The 3,691-nt window shown below is 71.7% G+C and carries 2 protein-coding genes; both read left to right on the forward strand.

Annotation, left to right across the window (positions count from 1 at the left end; translation table 11 throughout):
• The coding region (locus tag VF794_RS02500) for a CehA/McbA family metallohydrolase (RefSeq protein WP_331107327.1) at positions 1-2,658 on the forward strand (2,658 nt) is incomplete at its 5' end.
• Positions 2,659-2,672: 14 nt separating this feature from the next.
• Positions 2,673-3,503, forward strand: a complete 831-nt coding sequence (locus VF794_RS02505; protein ID WP_331107329.1) for a hypothetical protein — start codon at positions 2,673-2,675, stop codon at positions 3,501-3,503.
• Positions 3,504-3,691: the final 188 nt, after the last annotated feature.

Raw genomic sequence — 3,691 nt, forward strand, 5'->3', positions numbered from 1 at the left:
GACTTCAGCGCCCGTGGCAAGAACAACGACGGCCTCAACCAGATTCAGCACGTGGTGGGCATCCTCCCCGCCGATGCCGTGCGCTACACCTCGGCCCAGCTCATCGACGAGCGCCCCAACCGCGTGGCGGTGCAACTGCGCGGCACGCTCGACGGCAAGCCCGAGTTCCCCGTGCACACCGTCTACGAGATGCGCCCGTGCGAGCCGGGCATCCGCGTGCGCACGGAGATCCTCAACACTTCCGTGGACCCGCAGCTGTGGGCCCTGGCGGATGGCTTCTACTGGAGCGGCCGCGAGGCGCTGCCCTTCACGCCCTCGGAGGGCGCGGGCTACCAGCACCCGTCCTTCGGCCTCACCAACATCGGCGACGCCTTCCGCGAGTTCCCCTACCTGGCGGCCGCGCTCGCCTCCGATCCGGGCGTCAGCTACGCCGCGGTGGCCTGCGGGCAGACGAAGATGCTCCAGGGCTTCCAGAGCGATCAGATCTCCTCCGGCGGCCTGCCGCGCACGGTGGTGGGCCCGCGCGACTACCTCGTCTTCGAGCGCTTCCTCGCCGTGTCCGAGCGTGGGGACGTGGCCGCCGCCGCGGACCTGGCCCTGGAGGCCCGGCAGCAGCTGCACGGCGAGAGGTACGTGACGCTGCGTGGGACGGTGAACCGCCGGGCAACGCCGCTGGGCGCGGGCCGTGAGGTGAGCGTGCTCATCAGCCAGGGCACCCTCACCGCCGAAGCGAGGACCCGCACCCCGTGGAGCCAGGTGACGCCCGACCAGGAGGGCCGCTTCCAGGCCCGCGTGCCCGCCGGCCACGACTACGTGGTGGAGCTGCATGCCTTCGGCCGCAAGGTGGCCGACCGGCAGCTCGACAAGGTGAACGCGGACGCCGACGTGGGCACGCTCGCCGTGCCCTCCAACAGCCGCCTCACCGTCAACGTGGTGGACGCGGACAGCGGCCAGAACCTCACCGCCGAGGTCTTCCTCGTCCCCGTGGACGCCGCCTCCCAGAAGGAGGCCGAGGGCACCCTGCACGGCCGCTTCGGCACCTGCGCGCCGTGGCTCGGCCCGCCTCCGGGCCCCTCGCCCGCGTGCAACCGCTTCCTCGTCCACAATGGCCCCGCCACCGTGGATGCCCCCATGGGCCGCTTCCACCTCTACGCCTTCAAGGGGCCCTTCTGGACGCTCGCCCGTGACACCGTCACGCTCGGCGCCGAGGACTCCACGCACACCTTCAAGCTGCGCAAGCTGCCGCTCCAGCCCTCGGGCACCGTGGGCGCGGACCTGCACGTGCACGGCGCCGCCAGCTTCGACAGCTCCCTGCCCGACCTGGACCGCGTGCTGTCCTTCGCCGCCACGGACCTGGACGTCATCGTCGCCACCGACCACGACGTCATCTACGACTACGCCCAGGTGGTCCGCTCCCTCGGCCTCCAGGAGCGCATGAGCACCGTGGTGGGCCTGGAGACCACCGGCCACATCCTCTGGATGAAGCGGCCCGGCTACGACATCCCCCTCGTCGTCGGCCACTACAACTTCTGGCCGCTCGCGTATGACCCGACGAAGCCGCGCAACGGCGCCCCGGCGGACGAGCGCATCGAGCCCGGTGAGCTGTTCGACCGCGTGAGGGAAAGCGCCCCGGAGTCCCTGCGCGACCAGCTCCTCGTGCAGCTCAACCACCCCTGGTCCGACACCGAGTTCGGCCGCGACCTGGGCTTCCCGCGCGCGCTCGCGCTCGACACGACCAAGAACCTGCCCACGCATGACGACGGCACCAACGCCGGCATGTACGTGCGCACGCCCAAGGGCGGCTTCGCCAACAACGGTCAGCATGCCCAGGAGGTCATGAACGGCACGCAGAACGACATGCTGCTGCCCTACCGTGCCTTCTGGTTCTACACGCTCGGCCAGGGCCACCTCGTGGCGGGCACCGCCAACAGCGACTCGCACGGCCTCACCGACAACACCGTGGGCCTGCCGCGCAACATCGTCTACGCCAACACCCAGGCTGGCCCCGGCTTCGACAGCGCCCGCTTCAACGCCGCCCTGAAGGCCGGCGCCTCGTTCGGCACCAACGGCCCCATCATCGAGGCCACCGTGGATGGCACCAACGGTCCCCAGCGCTTCGGGCTCACCCCCCTGGTGCCCTCGCCCGACGCGAGGCTGCGCCTCAAGGTCTCCGCCGCCCCCTGGGTGCCCGTGGACGAGGTGCGCATCATCGTCAACGGCACCGTCGTGAAGACGCTGCCCGGCACGGAGCTCTCCCACCCGGCGGATCCATTCGGCAGCGACGGCCTCCTGCGCTACGACGGCAGCATCGTGCTCTCCGAGCTCGTCACCCGCCCCGGCGATGCCTGGCTCGTGGTGGAGGCCGGTCGCCGCCTGCCGCCCGCCGCCGACTTCGGGGGCCTCGGCGCGGACGCACCGGACGGCATCCCCGACACCGGGGACAACAACGAGGACGGCGTGGTGGACACCCGCGACATCGCCAAGGACGCCAAGTACGGCCCCCTGCGCACGCCCGCGGCGCCCACCAGCGAGGCCGACCCGGTCTTCCACTTCTCCCAGGTCGTCACCGGGGGTTACCCGATGGCCTTCACCAACCCCTTCCTCCTCGACCGGAACGGCAACGGACGCTTCGATGCCCCCGGCGTGGCCGCTCCGTGAATCGAGGGCTCCCCGTGAACATGAACCGACTGCTCGTCGCGCTCCTCGCCCTGCTGCTCCCGCCCGCCGCCGCCCGCGCGGAAGGCGCGTGTGAGCAGTGGATCGCCCCCGCGCTCGCCGAGGGCCCCATCACCTTCGGCTACCTCTCCGCGGATGTCGCCACCGGCCGCCGTGCCTGCCCTCGTACCGAGGTGGGCCTGGGCGCGCAGGGCGGCGCCATCGTCGAGACCGCGAACTTCTACGGTGCCGTCACCGGCGCCGGGCTCATCACCGGCAGCTACGCGGTGCGCCCGGACCTGGAGGTGTTCGCCACCCTGGAGGCTCTGCGCTTCCAGTTCGTCCAGAACGCCACCCTCACCGGCACCACGCTGTCGCTGGGGCAGCTCACCGCCGGAGCCACCTACGTGGCGCTGGCGCGCGGGCCGCTGGTGGTGTCCCCCAGCGTGCGGCTGGAGCTCCCCACGTCCTTCGCGAGCCCTCGGACGCGCACCGTGGGCGGAGAGGTTGGCGCCGCCATGCTGTACCGGCCCGTCCCGCGCTTCGAGGTCCACGGGTACGCGGGCGCGGACGTGTCCGCGGGTGTGGGGGCCGCGGCCGCGCAGCCTCGCGCCGGCTTCCTGCTGAACGTCGGCACCGAGTACGCCCTCTGTAGCGGCTTCGCCGCCGTGCTGGATGCCAACGCCCACTTCGGCCACCGGGCCGTGCTCGACTACGTTGCGCCGGCCATCGGGCTGCGCTTCCGCGCGGGCGAGCACTTCGGCGCGGAACTCGGCGCCAGCCTCCCCCTGCTGGGCGCCGAGCGCGCCCTGGCCGTTGGCGGTCTGAAGCTGACGTACCGGCTGTAAGGGACCCTCCCCGAGGGCTCGGGCAGGCGAGGGCCTCTCGGAATTCTCGTGATGGGTTTCGTGTCTCTGGCGTCACAGTCGGCCTCCCGCTGGACGCGAGCGGGTCCATGCAGCCAACCCCTGGGTTGCATGCCCGCTTCCAGCGAACAGAGGTCGTCAGGTCGCCATGCAAACAACCTCCCGTACTC

It is taken from the genome of Archangium sp. (assembly GCF_036389735.1).
Lineage (GTDB): Bacteria > Myxococcota > Myxococcia > Myxococcales > Myxococcaceae > Archangium.